Origin of the sequence: Stenotrophomonas sp. DDT-1 (assembly GCF_001580555.1) — a bacterium.
Lineage (GTDB): Bacteria > Pseudomonadota > Gammaproteobacteria > Xanthomonadales > Xanthomonadaceae > Stenotrophomonas > Stenotrophomonas sepilia.
In genome coordinates this window covers 53,829-69,340 of record NZ_LEKR01000016.1, presented here as the reverse complement: position 1 = coordinate 69,340, position 15,512 = coordinate 53,829, and the positions used below count along the sequence as shown (strand labels likewise).

Sequence of the window (15,512 nt, the reverse complement as noted above, 5' to 3'; positions counted from 1 at the left end):
CTCGGCTGCTTCTGCGCCAACAGCAGCCGAGCATGGGCTCGGCTCTACAGAAGCGCTCAGCGGCGCGGCGCATCCGGGTCGGTGCGCAGGGCCTTCAACAGGCCCCACATGTAGAACGCCAGGGTGAACGAGAACGGCAGGCCGCACAGCACCACCGCGGTCTGCATCGCGCTGAAATTGCCAGCCAGCAGCAGGCCGACGCTGGCCACAGTGATGCCGGCGGCCCAGAACACGCGCAGCCAGATCGGCGCGTCATGGCCATCTTCCACGCCATCGTCAACGCGACGCGTGCACAGGTTGGCGATCATCAGCGTGCCCGAGTCGACCGGGGTCAGGAACAGCACGAAGCCGATCACCACCGCAGCACCGGCCACGTACGGCGCCGCAGGCAGGTATTCCAGCAGCTTGAACAAGGTCATCGCTGCATCGTGCTGGGCCACGTCACCCAGGATCGCCTGGCCATGGTTGAGCACCAGGTCAATGGCGGTGTTGCCGAAGATCGACAGCCAGGCCAGGGTGAAGCCGAGAGGGATCAGCAGCACGCCCAAGATCACTTCGCGGATGGTGCGGCCACGCGAGATGCGCGCCACGAAAAGGCCGACGAACGGCGCCCAGGCGATCCACCACGCCCAGTAGAACAGCGTCCACGACCCCATCCACTCACGGCCCTTGGGGTCGTTGAGGTACATGTCGAAGCTCTTGCGCACGAACGCGCCGAGGTAGTCGCCGGTGTTCTGGATCAGGCCGTCGAACAGGTGCAGGGTCGGGCCGGTGACCAGCACGAACAGCAGCAGGCCGCACAGCAGGCGCACGTTGAGGTTGGACAGCCAGGCAATGCCTTTTTCCACGCCAGCGACCACGCCGATGGTGGCCACGACCATCATCACCAGCACGATCGCCACCAGCACCTGCGGCGTATCCGGGATGTGGAACAGGTAGACCAGGCCGGACTGTACCACCAGCGCGCCGATGCCGAGGTTGGTCACCATCGAGATCAGCGTGGCCAGGATGCCGAAGCCATCGACCATGTCGCCGATGCGGCCATGAATGCGCTCACCGAAGACCGGGTACAACGCAGAGCGCAGCGCCAGCGGCAGGTCCCGGCGATAGGCGAAATAGCCCAGTGCCACGCCGACCAGCGCATACAGCGCCCAGCCATGCAGGCCCCAGTGCAGGAAGGTCAGCACCATCGCCTCGCGGCCGGCGGCCACGGTGCCGCCGGGCTGCCCGGGCGGATTGAGGAAATGATCCAGCGGCTCGTAGGCGCCGTAGTACAGCAGCGCGATGCCGATGCCGGCCGAGAACAGCATCGAGACCCAGGCAACGTAGCCAAAGGCCGGTGATTCCTCGTTGTGGCCCAGGCGGATGCGGCCGTACGGCGAGAACGCCAGCCACAGCACGAAGCCCAGGCACAGCACGATCAGCAGCATGTACCACCAGCCGAACGCGGCCGAGACCTCGGCCTGCGCCCATTGCAGCCAGTGCTCGCTGCCTTCGGGATAGAGCACGGTGAGCAGCCCGAGGATGCCGATCGACACCGAGGAGCTGAGGAAGACAAAACGGTTCAAGCGCAGGGGCGAACGCTTGGGATGAGCCAGGGAAGACATGGGGTCGTCTCATCAAGTCCGAGGGAGCACATGGGCGGGGCCGGACCGGTAAACCGGGCCCATGGCGTGGGGCGCGAGCGCATCCTAGGGTTTATTGATTGAACGTTCAATCAATAAAAAGCATAATGGCGGGCAGCCCGATCCTTCGGGTCGCAAACCGTGGAGAGACAATGCCGAAGAAAGGCGTGGAACCGGTACGGCGCGAACAGCTGATCCGGGCCACTTTCCAGACCATCGACGAGATCGGCATGGCCGATGCGACCGTCGCCACCATCGCGAAGAAGGCGGGGTTGTCCAGCGGCATCGTCGCCCACTACTTCGGCGACAAGGACGGCCTGCTCAATGCTGCAATGCGGCAGATCCTGCGCGAACTGAAGGACGCCGTCGCCCGCTACCGCGCAGACGCCAGCGACAGCCCGCGCGAGCAGCTGCGCGCCATCGTCGATGGCAACTTCGACGACAGCCAGATCAACGGCACCGCCATGCGCGTCTGGCTCACCTTCTGGGCCGCCAGCATGCACCAGCCGGAACTGGCCCGGCTGCAGCGCGCCAACGACCAGCGCCTGTTCTCGAACCTGTGCCACCAGTTCAACCGCCTGCTGCCCCACCCGCAGGCCCGCCTGGCCGCCCGCGGCCTGGCCGCGATGATCGATGGCCTGTGGCTGCGCGGCAGCCTGGTCGGCGGCCAGTTCAACGCCGAGAAGTCCCGGCGCATCGCTTACGGCTACATCGACTTCCAGTTGCAGGCTGTCGCGCTATAAGCGCTTCAGCACCCGCCCCCTTCCAAGGAGTACGCCCCATGACCACCCTGCCCGTCCAACAGCTCTACATCCACGGCCAGCGCGTCGATGCCACCAGCGGCAAGACCTTCAAGACCATCAACCCGGCCACCGGTGAGGTGATCGCTGAGGTGCAGGTCGCCAGCCAGGCCGACGTCGAGCGTGCCGTGCAGAGCGCAGCCGAAGGCCAGAAGGTGTGGGCCGCGATGACCGCCATGGAGCGCTCGCGCATCCTGCGCCGCGCCGTCGAGCTCCTGCGCGAGCGCAACGACGAACTGGCCCACCTGGAAACCCTGGACACCGGCAAGGCGCTGGCCGAGACCACCACCGTGGACATCGTCACCGGTGCCGACGTGGTCGAGTACTACGCGGGACTGGCTACCGCCATCGAAGGCATCCAGTTGCCGCTGCGCGAATCGAGCTTCTTCTACACCCGTCGTGAGCCGCTGGGCGTGGTCGCCGGCATCGGTGCCTGGAACTACCCGATCCAGATCGCCATGTGGAAGTCGGCACCGGCGCTGGCCGCGGGCAACGCGATGGTGTTCAAGCCGTCGGAAGTGACCCCGCTGACCGCGATCCGGCTGGCCGAGATCTACACCGAAGCCGGCGTGCCGGCCGGCGTGTTCAACGTGGTGCAGGGCCCGGGCCGCGAGATCGGCCAGTGGCTGACCGAGCACCCGGTGATCGAGAAGATCTCCTTCACCGGCGGCGTCGCCACCGGCAAGAAGGTCATGGCCAGCGCCGCGTCCTCGTCGCTGAAGGAAGTGACCATGGAACTGGGCGGCAAGTCGCCGCTGGTGATCTGCGATGACGCCGACCTCGACCGCGCCGCCGACATCGCGGTGATGGCCAACTTCTTCAGCTCCGGCCAGGTCTGCACCAACGGCACCCGCGTGTTCGTGCCGCGCAGCATGCTGGCCGCATTCGAGGCGGCCGTCGTCGAGCGCGTCAAGCGCATCCGCATCGGCGACCCGATGGCTGCCGAGACCAACTTCGGCCCGCTGACCAGCTTCCCGCACATGGAAAACGTGCTGCGCTACATCGAAAGCGGCAAGGCCGAAGGCGCCCGCCTGCTGACCGGCGGCGGCCGCGCCACCGAAGGCGCGCTGGCCAATGGCGCCTACGTGCTGCCGACCGTGTTCTCCGACTGCCGCGATGACATGACCATCGTCAAGGAAGAGATCTTCGGGCCGGTGATGAGCATCCTCGCCTATGACGACGAAGACGAAGTGGTGCGTCGCGCCAACGACACCACCTTCGGCCTCGCCGCCGGCGTGGTCAGCAAGGACATCAGCCGCGCCCACCGCATCATCCATCGCCTGGAAGCCGGCATCTGCTGGATCAACACCTGGGGTGAATCGCCGGCCGAAATGCCGGTCGGTGGCTACAAGGAATCCGGCGTCGGCCGCGAGAACGGTATCTCCACCCTCGGCCACTACACCCGCATCAAGTCGGTGCAGGTCGAGCTGGGCGACTACGCCAGCGTGTTCTGACCGGCGCGCCCCGAGCACGCCCCATCGTCCGGCCGCCGCGCCGATCCGACATTCCGCCGGGACGCCTGCATGCAGCGCGCCCCGGCCTGCAGGAGACACCCATGAGCACCCATAACGAGTACGACTACATCATCATCGGCGCCGGTTCAGCCGGCAACGTGCTGGCGACCCGCCTCACCGAAGATGCCGATGTCAGCGTGCTGCTGCTGGAAGCCGGTGGCCCGGACTACCGGCTCGACTTCCGTACCCAGATGCCGGCGGCGCTGGCCTTCCCGCTGCAGGGCAAGCGCTACAACTGGGCGTACAAGACCGATCCGGAGCCCTTCATGAACAACCGGCGCATGGACTGCGGCCGCGGCAAGGGCCTGGGTGGCTCGTCGCTGATCAACGGCATGTGCTACATCCGCGGCAACGCGATGGACTACGACAACTGGGCCAGCATGCCGGGCCTGGAAGACTGGACCTACCTGGACTGCCTGCCCTACTTCCGCAAGGCCGAAACCCGCGACATCGGCCCCAACGACTACCACGGCGGTGACGGCCCGCTGCGCGTGACCACGCCCAAGGCCGGCAACAACGAACTGTTCGCTGCGATGGTCGAGGCCGGCGTGCAGGCCGGCTACCCGCGCACCGACGACCTCAACGGCTACCAGCAGGAAGGCTTCGGCCCGATGGACCGCACGGTGACCCCGAAGGGCCGTCGTTCCAGCACCGCCCGCGGCTACCTGGACCTGGCCAAGCCACGCCCGAACCTGACCATCGTCACCCACGCGCTGACCGACCGCATCCTGTTCTCGGGCAAGCGCGCGGTGGGCGTGCAGTGGCTGCACCACGACCAGCCGCAGCGTGCCACCGCCCGCCGCGAGGTGCTGCTGTGCGGCGGCGCCATCGCCTCGCCGCAGATCCTGCAGCGCTCCGGTGTCGGCCCGGCCGACCTGCTGCGCAGCCTCGACATCGACCTGGTGCACCACCTGCCGGGCGTCGGCGCCAACCTGCAGGATCACCTGGAGATGTACCTGCAGTACGAATGCAAGAAGCCGGTGTCGCTGGCGCCGGCGCTGAAGCTGTACAACCAGCCGGCGATCGGTGCCGAGTGGCTGTTCCTGGGCACCGGCATCGGCGCCAGCAACCAGTTCGAGGCCGGCGGCTTCATCCGCAGCGACGCCGAGTTCGACTGGCCGAACCTGCAGTACCACTTCCTGCCGGTGGCGATCAACTACAACGGCTCCAACCCGATCAAGGCGCACAGCTTCCAGATGCACGTCGGCTCGATGCGCTCGCCCAGCCGTGGCCGCATCCATGTGCGCTCGAAGGACCCGCGCGAACATCCGAGCATCCTGTTCAACTACATGTCGCACGAGCAGGACTGGCGCGAATTCCGCGCGGCGATCCGCATCACCCGCGAGATCTTCGCGCAGCCGGCGCTGGCCCCGTACAGCGGCCGCGAGATCTCGCCGGGCAGTGCACTGCAGACCGATGCACAGATCGATGCGTTCGTGCGCGAGCATGCCGAGACCGCCTATCACCCGTCGTGCTCGAACAAGATGGGCCATGCCGACGACCCGATGGCGGTGGTCGATGGCCAGGGTCGCGTGCACGGCCTGGAAGGCCTGCGCATCGTCGATGCGTCGATCATGCCGCAGGTGGTGACCGGCAACCTCAACGCGCCGACCATCATGATGGCCGAGAAGCTGGCCGATGTGATCCGTGGCCGCACCCCGCTGGCCCGCAGCACCGCGCCGTACTACAAGGCCAACGGCGCACCGGTGCGCAAGCAGGGCTGACGCAAGCGGCCCGCCTGTGGGGCGCGGTAGTGCCGGCCGCTGGCCGGCATCCGCCGGATCGCCTGTCCAGCGCAGATGCCGGCCGGCGGCCGGCACGACCCAGCAAAGAGGCCCTTCGGGGCCTCTTCGCGTTTTCCCTACGGCGGGGTATGCTGCAATGACCGGCCGTTGTCGATACGCTCAGGGCCGGAACCTAATACATCACGATTCCTGGAGGGGGAATATGAGTCTGGATCGTCCCTGGCTGCAGAGCTATCCGAAAGGTGTTCCCGCCGAGATCGACGTCAACGAGTTCCATTCGGTAGCTTCGGTCTTCGACGCTTCCGTCGCGAAATTCCGCGACCGTCCCGCCTACTCCAGCTTCGGCAAGGTCCTCACCTATGGCGAGACCGACGCGCTGGTCAATCAGTTCGCGGCCTACCTGCTGGGAGAGCTCAAGCTCAAGAAGGGTGACCGCGTCGCCCTGATGATGCCCAACTGCCTGCAGTACCCGGTGGCCACCTTCGGCGTGCTGCGCGCCGGCCTGACCGTGGTCAATGTCAATCCGTTGTACACCGCGCGCGAGCTCAAGCACCAGCTGATCGATGCCGGCGTGACCGCACTGGTGGTGGTCGACAACTTCGGCGACACCGTCGAGCAGGTCATCGCCGATACGCCGGTCAAGCACGTGATCACCACCGGCCTGGGCGACCTGCTTGGCGCCAAGGGCGTGATCGTCAACTTCGTGCTGAAGTACATCAAGAAGATGGTGCCCAACTACCATCTCAAGGGCGCGGTGCGCTTCCGCCAGGCGCTGAAGATCGGCAGCCGCCACAGCCTGCCCCAGGTCGAGATCGACCACGACGACATTGCGTTCCTGCAGTACACCGGCGGCACCACCGGCGTGGCCAAGGGCGCGATGCTGACCAACCGCAACCTGATCGCCAACATGCAGCAGGCCTCGGCCTGGATCAGTGCGTCGGGCATCGAGATGGGCAAGGAGTGGATCATCACCGCCCTGCCGCTGTACCACATCTTCGCACTGACCGCGAACGGGCTGGTCTTCATGAAGTTCGGTGGCTGCAACCACCTGATCACCAATCCGCGTGACATGAAGGGCTTCGTCAAGGAGCTCAAGTCGGTGCGCTTCACCGCCATCACCGGCGTCAACACGCTGTTCAATGGCCTGCTCAACACCCCCGGCTTCGACACCGTCGACTTTTCCTCGCTGAAGGTCACCCTGGGCGGCGGCATGGCGGTGCAACGCGCCGTGGCCGAGCGTTGGAAGAAGGTCACCGGGGTGACCCTGGTGGAGGCGTATGGCCTGACCGAGACCTCGCCGGCGGCCTGCATCAACCCGCTCACCCTGACCGAATACAACGGCTCGATCGGCTTGCCGATCCCGTCCACCGATGCCTGCATCAAGGACGACAACAGCGCCATCCTGCCGCTGGGCGAGGTCGGCGAGCTCTGCATCAAGGGCCCGCAGGTGATGAAGGGCTACTGGCAGCGCCCGGAGGAAACCGCCAAGGCGATCGATGCCGACGGCTGGTTGCATACCGGCGACATGGCGAAGATGGACGAACACGGCTTCTTCTACATCGTCGACCGCAAGAAGGACATGATCCTGGTGTCCGGCTTCAACGTGTACCCGAATGAAGTCGAGGACGTGATCGCGATGATGCCGGGCGTGCTGGAAGTGGCCGCGGTCGGCGTCCCGGACGACAAGTCCGGCGAGGTGGTGAAGGTGGTCATCGTGAAGAAGGATCCGAACCTGACCGCCGAAATGGTCAAGGAGCATGCCCGGGCCAACCTGACCGGCTACAAGCACCCCAAAATCGTTGAATTCCGAAAGGAGCTGCCGAAGACCAATGTCGGCAAGATCCTCCGTCGCGAACTCCGCGATACGCCCGCCCAGTAAGGGTTTGCGGCAATTTGAACGATGCAGGGCCCGGGGCGGAAACGTCCCGGGCCCTTTCGCATGCGACGCCCCTGGGGCGGTGTAGCATCGCCGCGTGTGTGGACCGTTCGGCCCGCCGGCCACCCACCTGACACTGCGGGCCGCATGCCGAGGACCCTTCCATGAGTACCATCGAAAAGCTGCCTTCAAGCGGCTCACCGTTCGCCACCATCCGTACCGAAGACAGCGCCGACGGCGCTGCCCACTGGCTGTTCATGCACGCCGACGCCGCCACCGGGATCCGCCCCTGCTGCCGCAAGGACATGCTTGACGAAATGTGGAGCTACATGGCGGCCATCACCCGCAGCCCTGCCGAACGCCACAGCGGAACATTGCGGCATTTCGTGCTGGCCTCCGATGCCGTCGCCTACAACCTGGGCGGCGACCTGGACCTGTTCACCCGCCTGATCCGTGAAGGCAACCGCGACCTCCTGCTGAACTACGCCCAGCGCTGCGTGGAGGGCGTGCACCACCTGCACACCGGGTTCGGCGGCGACGTCCGTTCGATCGCGCTGATCCAGGGTGACGCCCTCGGCGGCGGCCTGGAAATGGCCCTGGCCTGCCACACCATCGTCGCCGAGGAAGGCAGCGGACTGGGCCTGCCGGAGGTGCTGTTCGGCCTGTTCCCGGGCATGGGTGCGTACTCCTTCCTGTGCCGGCGCGTGTCCCCCCACCTGGCCGAGAAGATCATCCTCGACGGCCGGGTCTACAGCGCCGAGGAGATGCACGCGATGGGCGTGGTCGACGTGCTGGTGAAGAAGGGCGAAGGCCGGGCGGCGGTGGAAGAACTGATCCGCCAGCAGCAGCGCACGCCGCAGTCCTATCTGGCGATGAACGCCGCACGCGCCATCGCCCAGCCGGTCAGCTACGACGAACTGCTGGAGATCACCAAGGTATGGGTCGATTCCGCCCTCGCACTCGGCGACCGTTCGCTGCGTACCATGGACCGCCTGATCAAGGCCCAGACCCGTCGCGCCAGTCTCGACGCGGCCTGATTCATCCCTCCCCCAGGATGGGTTCAAGCCCGGTTGGCCACCGGGCTTTTTTTATGCACCCTGCCGTGGTTCAACGCGCCTCGCCATCGTCGGCAGCGCCGCGCAGCCGGCGTTCGGCCCGTGCCTCCAGCGCGCGCCGGCCTTCCTTGATCGCCTCCTGCAGGATGCCCAGGCGCTGGCGCCATTCGGTCTTCAGCTGCCAGTCGGCCATCCGCATCAGCTCGCCGGCACGGTTGGACGCGCGCATCAGGCCGAGGTTGCTGGCCACGCCCTTGATCGCGTGGGACTGTTCGCGGAACACATCCCACTGCGTGGCCTCACCGGCCTGCTCGGCCTTGCCCATGCAGCCCGCCACGTCCTCCAGGCATTGGCGGATGAACTCACGTTCGAAGCCCTCGCCCATGCCCAGCGAGGCCAGCTCGTCCAGCACGCTGCTGTCGAGCACCCCGTCCTGCAGCGCCATCGGTCGCACCACCGGTGCGGCCATGGTCTTCAGCTGGGCGTTGCTGGCGATCTCGGCCAGGGTATCGAGCAGGCGCACCGCCACCACGGGCTTGGCCAGGAACGCATGCGCCCCAGCCTGGGTACAGCGCTGGATCGCCTCGGGCGTGACATCGGCGCTGAGCACCAGCACCGGCGTGCGCGGACCGCCGCCGGCCTGCATCACCCGCAACTCCTTCAGCATGTCCAGCCCGCTCATGCCCGGCATGTGCAGGTCGACAATGACCGCGTCGAATTCACTGTCGGCCAGCGCATCCAGCACCGCCTCACCGCCATCCACGCACAGCACGCGATGCCCGGCCTTCTGCAGCAGGCGCTGCAGGACCATGCGGTTGGCCTCGTGGTCGTCGGCCACCAGGATCTGCATGCTGCGCACGCGGGCGCGATGGCGCAGGAACGGGTCGGCAAATGCGATCACGTTGCCGCCCGGCCCCACGTCGTCGTCGCCGGTCAGGCTCGGCACCGCACCCGGCACCTGCGGCTGCGGCGGCGCGAACGGCAGCTCGACCCAGAAGTGGCTGCCGCGCGGCGGGTTTTCCAGATAGCCGATGTCACCGTCCATCGCCTCGACCAGGCCCTTGGCGATGGTTGTGCCCAGCCCGGTGCCCTCGTGGCGTCGCGCCATGCTGACGTCAGCCTGCTCGAAGGCATCGAACAGCCGCGCACGCATGGCCGGGGCCACGCCGATGCCGGTGTCGAGGATGTCGAAGCGCAGCCGCACCGCGCCACTGGTATCGGCCTGCACCACGCTGACACGGATTTCGACCCGGCCGTGATCGGTGAACTTGACCGCGTTGCCGGCCAGGTTCAGCAGGATCTGCCGCAGGTGCCCGACGTCTCCGCGCACGCGTGGCGGCACACCATCGGCGACCTTCACCCGGTAATCCAGGCGCTTGGCCTTGGCCTGCGGCAACAGGATCAGCCCGATTGCCTGGATCACGTCGGCCACGGCGAAGTCTTCGGCCACCACGCGCAGCTTGCCGGCCTCGATGGCCGAGATGTCCAGCACTTCCTCCACCAGCGCCAGCAGGCTGCGCGACGACGCCTGGATGGTGTTGAGGCACTCGCGCTGCTCATCGTCCAGGCGCGTGGTCGCCAGCACTTCGGTCATGCCGTTGAGGCCGTTCAACGGCGTGCGGAACTCGTGGCTCATGTTGGCCAGGAAACGGCTCTTGGCCTCGCTGGCACGGCGCGCCTCGGCCATCGCTTCGGTCAGCTGCCGCAGCAGCGTCGAGAAGTACAGCGGCACCGCCGCCAGGCCGAGCCAGAGGCCGATGGCCAGACGGAAATTCTGTTGCCAGTAAGGCGTCAGCAGCACCGTGCAACCGAAGCTCACCATCGCCATCGCCACCGCCACGTACAGGTAGTGGTTGCCGAAGCGCATGCCATTGCCGACCGTCACCCACATCACCACGATGTAGACCCAGGCCAGGGGCTCGCCCATCTGCACCATGCCGGCAGCGATCAGGCCATAGTCGGCGAGCATGCCCAGCACGCGGCGGGGATCGGAACGCGCCGGCCGCCACAGCAGCCAGCCGAACAACAGCAGCGACAGGCTCAGGCCGGTCAATACGATCGCCAGCACGCCCACGTACTGCGTGTGCGGCAGGTCGTGGCGCGGCGCCGGCAAGAGCACGTAGACCAGGATCAGGCTGATCAGGACAATACGGACGATCTGCTGGCCGTGTTCGCTGTCCTGGCGCTGGGACAGGCGCAGCCGCAGCTGCGACAACAGCCGTTTCACGCGCCAAGCCCCGGGCGCGCGGACGCCATCGAATGCTCGGCGCAGATCTGGTCCAGCTGTTCGCGGCCGCGCAGCAGCGCGTCCACGCATCGGGGATCGAACAGCCGGCCACGCTGGGCGTAGAGATAAGCCAGGGTGGCTTCCATGGTCCATGCTTCCTTGTACGGACGGGGCGAAATCAGGGCGTCGAAGACATCGGCGACAGCCACGATGCGCGCTTCCAGCGGAATCGCATCGCCGACCAGCCCATCAGGATAGCCGCTGCCGTCGTAGCGCTCATGATGACGCAGTGCGATCAACGCGCCAACCTGGATGAAACGATTCTGGCTGCCGCTCAGCAGTTCATGGCCAATCCGCGGGTGCCGGCGCATGATCGCCAGCTCCTCCTCGTTGAGCTTGCCCTGCTTGAGCAGCACCGCATCGGGAATGGCGATCTTGCCCATGTCATGCAGCGGTGCAGCCATTTCGATCAGGCGCACCTCCTCCTCGGGCAGCCCGAGCTGTTCGGCAATCAGGCCGGCCACGCGTGCCATGCGCTCCAGGTAGGCGCTGGTGCCGGCATCACGGAACTCGATCGCGCGCGCCAGCCGCGACAGCGTTTCGCGCTCCCGCTCTTCGACCTCATGCATGCTGGCCAGCAGGCGCTGCTCCAGCGACAGCGCCCGTTGCTTCACGTTCTCGGTCTGCTGGCGCAGCTGCAGCAGGTTGTAGCAGCGAGCACGCAGTTCGCGCGGGCGGATCGGCTTGACCAGGAAGTCGATGACGCCGGCTTCCAGTGCCGCCTGGCGGATCGGCTCGTCACCGACCACGGTGATCAGGATCACCGGAATGTCGCGGTGCTTGGGCAGGCGACGGAAACGACGGGCGAATTCCAGCCCGTCCATCTCCGGCATGCGGTAATCGAGCAGCAACAGGTCGACCGGATGGGCTTCGCACCAGGCCAATGCGGTCAGCGGATCGCCGAAGTCATACACGCTCAGTTCCGGCGCGATGTCTTCGATGACGTGACGCAGCATCGTCCGGGCGGAAGTCTGGTCATCAACGATGACGATATTCAACGCGTACTCTGCCTGGTTTTTCGACCACGCTGGATCATCAGCAGGCGAGGATACTCTGCCGCTGCGAACGCTCGCACCCTGCATCGGCCTGACTCCCGTGTCATGCGTCCCGATTCATGATCGTCATCACAATGTGAAGCGGACTCCCCACACCGTGCCCTCCCCTGACGCCGATCAAGCCATAACAGGCGTCAAGGTAGTGCAATTACGATACGCCGAGTGCGGGACGCGTCAATCGCGCCGTCTCGTTTCGGGACGGCGCGCACAATCGGGAGTCAAAAACGCGACTTACTGCTCCGGACGCATGTACGGGAACAGCAGCACATCGCGGATCGAGCTGCTGCCGGTCAGCAGCATCACCAGACGATCGACGCCGATGCCGAGGCCGCCGGTCGGGGCCATGCCGTACTCCAGCGCACGGATGTAGTCGGCGTCGTAGTGCATGGCCTCATCGTCGCCACCTTCCTTCGCGGCCACCTGGGCCTGGAAGCGCTGGGCCTGATCTTCCGGGTCGTTCAACTCGGAGAAGCCATTGGCCAGCTCCTTGCCGTTGACGAACAGCTCGAAGCGGTCGGTGTAGCCCGGATCATTGTCGTTGGCACGGGCCAGCGGCGAGACTTCCACCGGATGGTCGGTGATGAAGGTCGGCTGGATCAGGGTGTGCTCGACGGTGGCCTCGAAGATCTCAAGCAGCAGCTTGCCCCAGCCGTAGGACGGCTTGACGCGGATGTTCAAACGCTCGCAATGGCGCAGCAGCGCGTCACGGTCGGTGCAGTCGGCAACCGAGATTTCCGGGTTGTGGTGGCGCACGGCTTCGTCCATGCGCCAGCGGCGGAACGCCGGGCCCAGGTCGATCTTCGCGCCGTCCCACTCGACCTCGGTGCTGCCGTTGACCGTCCTGGCCACGTCACGGATCACGCCTTCGGTCAGGTCCATGATCTCGTTGTACGTGGCATAGGCCTCGTACAGCTCCATCATGGTGAATTCCGGATTGTGGCGGGTGCTGACGCCTTCGTTGCGGAAGTTGCGGTTGATCTCGTACACGCGCTCCAGGCCGCCCACGGTCAGTCGCTTGAGGTACAGCTCCGGCGCCACGCGCAGGTACAGGTCCAGGTCCAGCGCGTTGTGGTGGGTGGTGAACGGCTTGGCCGCCGCGCCGCCGGGGATGTAATGCATCATCGGCGTCTCGACTTCCAGGAAGTCGCGGTTGTCCAGCCACGCACGCATGGCGCGGATGATCTTCGAGCGCTTGATGAAGACCGCGCGCGATTCCGGGGTCACGATCAGATCGACGTAACGCTGGCGGTAGCGCTGCTCGACGTCGGCCAGGCCGTGCCACTTGTCCGGCAACGGACGCAGCGACTTGGTCAGCAGGCGGATCGACTCGGCCTTGACCGACAGCTCGCCGGTCCTGGTCCGGGTCAGGCCGCCTTCGACGGCGATGATGTCGCCCACGTCCCAGCCCTTGAACGCGGTGTAGGCGTCGCCCAGCACGGCCCCCTGCAGGAACAGCTGGATGCGGCCGGACTCGTCCTGGATCTGCGCGAAGCTCGCCTTGCCCATGATGCGCTTGGCCATCAGGCGGCCGGCCATCTTCACCTGGCGGCCGTTGCCTTCCAGCGCCTCGGCGGTCCACTGTTCGGCATCGGCGAATTCGTCCTGCAGGCGGCCGGCGAAGTCCTCACGACGGAAATCGTTCGGGTACGCGATGCCCTGCCCACGCAGCGCTTTGAGTTTCTCACGGCGCTCGGCGATCAACTTGTTCTCGTCGACGGGGGGGGTATCGGTAGCTTCGCTCATGGATCTGCGGGAATCGTGTAGTGAGGGGGATCTTGCGCCCGGCGCGGCCGGCTCCACAGCATACCAAAACCGCCCTGCCCCGGCCTGGAGAGGGGTCAGATCCCTTTGCGCAGCAAAGGGATCTGACCCCATCAGCGGATCGGCGCCTACGCGTTCCCGGGGAACGCCTGCCGCAGCTCGTCCACCAGCACCCGCTGGTTCTCCGAGTAATCGACCGGTACCGACACCAGGTGCACCCCGCCCTCGTTGAACGCCGCCTGCAGGGTCGGGATGAACTGCTCGATGGCGGTCACCTCATGCCCCTTGCAGCCATAGGCCTCGGCGTACTTCACGAAATCCGGGTTGCTGAAGGTCATGCCGTAGTCGGTGAAGCCATCCACCGCCTGCTTCCAGCGGATCATGCCGTAGGCGCCGTCGTTGAGGATCAGCACCACCAGGTTGAGCCCCAGCCGGCGCGCTGTCTCCAGCTCCTGGCTGTTCATCATGAAACCACCATCGCCACACACCGCCAGCACCCGCCGCTGTGGATACAGGATCGAGGCCATGATCGCCGATGGCAGGCCCGCGCCCATGGTCGCCAGCGCGTTGTCCAGCAGCAATGTGTTGGCGACCTGGGTACGGTAGTTGCGAGCGAACCAGATCTTGTACATGCCGTTGTCCAGCGCCACGATGCCGTCCGGCGGCATCACCTGGCGCACGTCGTGCACCAGCCGCTGCGGGGTGAAACGGGCCTCCTCGGCACGGTCGGCCAGATGCTCGAGGATGGTCGCGCGCAGCGGCAGCAGCGCGGCGGCATTCGGCACCGCGCCTTCGATGCGGTCGGCCAGCTGGGTCAGCGAACGGCCGATGTCGCCGATCACCTCCACCTGCGGGAAGTACACCTGTTCCACCGCCGCCTGCGAGTAGCCGATATGGATCACGGTCGGCCCGCCCGGGCGCATCACGAACGGCGGCTTCTCGGTGACCTCGTGGCCGATGGTCACGATCACGTCGGCCTGGTCGATCGCCATGTGCACGTAATCACGCTCGGTCAGCGCTGCGGTACCCATGTACAGGCCCGAGCCGCCGGCCACCGCGCCCTTGCCCATCTGCGTGGTGAAGAACGGAATGCCGGCGCGCAGCACGAACGCCGACAGCGCCTCGCTGGACTGCGGCCGCGACGCCGCCGAAGCGATCATCAGCAACGGTCGCTTGGCACTGCGGATGGTCTCTGCCGCCCGATCCAACGCTTCCGGGCTGGCGATGGGACGATCCACCGCGTGCGGCGGCACCAGCGCCACGCCCTCCACCTCATCGGCCGCGATGTCTTCGGGCAGCTCCAGCAGCACTGGGCCCGGGCGCTCTTCCTGGGCGACACGGAACGCCTCGCGGACGATGGTCGGGATCGTGCGCGCCGAGACGATCTGCCGTGCCTGCTTGGTCAGCGGCTTCATCGTGCCGACGATGTCGACGATCTGGAAGCGCGCCTGCTTGCTGGCGACGATGCCCTTCTGGCCAGTGATCATGATCACCGGCCACGCACCGAGCAGCGCATAGGCGGCGCCGGTGGTGAAGTTGAGCGCGCCCGGACCGAGCGTGGCCAGGCACACGCCGGGCTTGCCGGTCAGGCGGCCATAGGTGGCGGCCATGAACACCGCTGCCTGCTCGTGGCGGGTGATGACCAGCTCGATGCTGGAATGACGAAGCGACTCGACCACGTCGAGGTTTTCCTCGCCGGGGATACCGAAAATGCGCTCGACGCCTTCGTTCTCAAGTGCGGCGACAAGCAGATCTGAACCCTTGGACATTGGAATGCCGTCCTTTTCGCTGGAC

10 protein-coding genes are annotated in these 15,512 nt (G+C 66.3%); 5 read left to right on the top strand and 5 right to left on the bottom strand.

Annotation, left to right across the window (positions count from 1 at the left end; all coding sequences use genetic code 11):
* Positions 1-56: 56 nt before the first annotated feature.
* Positions 57-1,607 carry a BCCT family transporter gene (locus AB839_RS10280; protein ID WP_061479285.1) on the bottom strand — a complete coding sequence of 517 codons (1,551 nt, stop codon included), beginning with the start codon at positions 1,605-1,607 and terminating at the stop codon, positions 57-59.
* A gap of 170 nt (positions 1,608-1,777) precedes the next feature.
* Between AB839_RS10280 and betI the strand changes: the two genes are divergently transcribed.
* The 5 genes from betI to AB839_RS10255 all read left to right on the top strand — a co-directional run bounded on the left by betI (position 1,778) and on the right by AB839_RS10255 (position 8,597).
* Complete coding sequence (gene betI, locus AB839_RS10275; protein ID WP_061479284.1) at positions 1,778-2,368, top strand: transcriptional regulator BetI; 591 nt, start codon at positions 1,778-1,780, stop codon at positions 2,366-2,368.
* 38 nt (positions 2,369-2,406) lie between these two features.
* The gene (gene betB, locus AB839_RS10270) at positions 2,407-3,879 is read left to right on the top strand and encodes a betaine-aldehyde dehydrogenase (RefSeq protein WP_061479283.1); all 1,473 of its coding nucleotides are present in this window, start codon (positions 2,407-2,409) and stop codon (positions 3,877-3,879) included.
* A 101-nt stretch (positions 3,880-3,980) separates the two neighbouring features.
* On the top strand, positions 3,981-5,663 hold the full coding sequence (gene betA / locus AB839_RS10265) for a choline dehydrogenase (protein ID WP_061479282.1): 1,683 nt from the start codon (positions 3,981-3,983) through the stop codon (positions 5,661-5,663).
* Between the two features lie 223 nt (positions 5,664-5,886).
* Positions 5,887-7,563: a long-chain fatty acid--CoA ligase gene (locus AB839_RS10260; RefSeq protein ID WP_061479281.1), complete on the top strand. Its 1,677-nt coding sequence runs from the start codon at positions 5,887-5,889 to the stop codon at positions 7,561-7,563.
* 161 nt (positions 7,564-7,724) lie between these two features.
* Positions 7,725-8,597: a crotonase/enoyl-CoA hydratase family protein gene (locus AB839_RS10255; RefSeq protein ID WP_061479280.1), complete on the top strand. Its 873-nt coding sequence runs from the start codon at positions 7,725-7,727 to the stop codon at positions 8,595-8,597.
* A gap of 70 nt (positions 8,598-8,667) precedes the next feature.
* On the opposite strand, the gene AB839_RS10250 is transcribed toward AB839_RS10255, so the two are convergent.
* The 4 genes from AB839_RS10250 to AB839_RS10235 all read right to left on the bottom strand — a co-directional run bounded on the left by AB839_RS10250 (position 8,668) and on the right by AB839_RS10235 (position 15,487).
* Positions 8,668-10,842 (bottom strand): response regulator, encoded by a 2,175-nt coding sequence (locus AB839_RS10250; protein ID WP_061479279.1) that lies wholly within the window; start codon positions 10,840-10,842, stop codon positions 8,668-8,670.
* Positions 10,839-11,984 carry a two-component system response regulator gene (locus tag AB839_RS10245; protein WP_049435901.1) on the bottom strand — a complete coding sequence of 382 codons (1,146 nt, stop codon included), beginning with the start codon at positions 11,982-11,984 and terminating at the stop codon, positions 10,839-10,841. Before AB839_RS10245 ends, AB839_RS10250 begins: the two co-directional genes overlap by 4 nt.
* A 204-nt stretch (positions 11,985-12,188) precedes the next feature.
* The gene (lysS, locus tag AB839_RS10240; protein ID WP_061479278.1) at positions 12,189-13,700 is read right to left on the bottom strand and encodes a lysine--tRNA ligase; all 1,512 of its coding nucleotides are present in this window, start codon (positions 13,698-13,700) and stop codon (positions 12,189-12,191) included.
* Positions 13,701-13,846: 146 nt separating this feature from the next.
* Entirely contained in the window at positions 13,847-15,487 is a 1,641-nt protein-coding gene (locus AB839_RS10235) for an acetolactate synthase large subunit (RefSeq protein ID WP_061479277.1), read from the bottom strand.
* Positions 15,488-15,512 lie beyond the last annotated feature (25 nt).

Coding starts and splice junctions, on each gene's coding strand:
- AB839_RS10280 (WP_061479285.1), bottom strand. CDS start 1,607: ATGTCTTCCCTGGCTCATCCCAAGCGTTCGCCCCTGCGCTTGAACCGT.
- betI (WP_061479284.1), top strand. CDS start 1,778: ATGCCGAAGAAAGGCGTGGAACCGGTACGGCGCGAACAGCTGATCCGG.
- betB (WP_061479283.1), top strand. CDS start 2,407: ATGACCACCCTGCCCGTCCAACAGCTCTACATCCACGGCCAGCGCGTC.
- betA (WP_061479282.1), top strand. CDS start 3,981: ATGAGCACCCATAACGAGTACGACTACATCATCATCGGCGCCGGTTCA.
- AB839_RS10260 (WP_061479281.1), top strand. CDS start 5,887: ATGAGTCTGGATCGTCCCTGGCTGCAGAGCTATCCGAAAGGTGTTCCC.
- AB839_RS10255 (WP_061479280.1), top strand. CDS start 7,725: ATGAGTACCATCGAAAAGCTGCCTTCAAGCGGCTCACCGTTCGCCACC.
- AB839_RS10245 (WP_049435901.1), bottom strand. CDS start 11,984: ATGCAGGGTGCGAGCGTTCGCAGCGGCAGAGTATCCTCGCCTGCTGAT.
- lysS (WP_061479278.1), bottom strand. CDS start 13,700: ATGAGCGAAGCTACCGATACCCCCCCCGTCGACGAGAACAAGTTGATC.
- AB839_RS10235 (WP_061479277.1), bottom strand. CDS start 15,487: ATGTCCAAGGGTTCAGATCTGCTTGTCGCCGCACTTGAGAACGAAGGC.